Annotated in this window: 1 protein-coding gene; it reads left to right on the forward strand. The window is 40.2% G+C overall.

The features are described from left to right. Positions 1-234: permuted SH3 domain-containing protein (locus AAEY78_RS13535; protein ID WP_352339846.1), on the forward strand; the 234-nt coding region annotated here is incomplete at its 5' end. Positions 235-264 lie beyond the last annotated feature (30 nt).

Below are 264 nucleotides of genomic sequence, written 5' to 3' on the forward strand. Positions count from 1 at the left end.
GAGCTAAGCAGCAACCAAGCTTTAATGGTGCCAGAAAAAGCGGTTATACCTTTGCAAGACAAACACTTTGTTTTTCAAATTCAAGATGGGATAGCTAATAAAATTGAAGTGCATGTTGCTAGCAGAAATAATGGCTGGGTTGCTATCGACGAAGGCCTAACTGATGGCGAGCAAATTGTTACTGAGGGGCTAATAAAAATTCGCTCTGGAAGTAAAGTAAGCGTAAAGGGGTAATACGTGAAAATTACAGATACTAGCGTCAAG

Origin of the sequence: Psychrobacter sp. 16-MNA-CIBAN-0192 (assembly GCF_040309565.1) — a bacterium.
Classification (GTDB): domain Bacteria; phylum Pseudomonadota; class Gammaproteobacteria; order Pseudomonadales; family Moraxellaceae; genus Psychrobacter.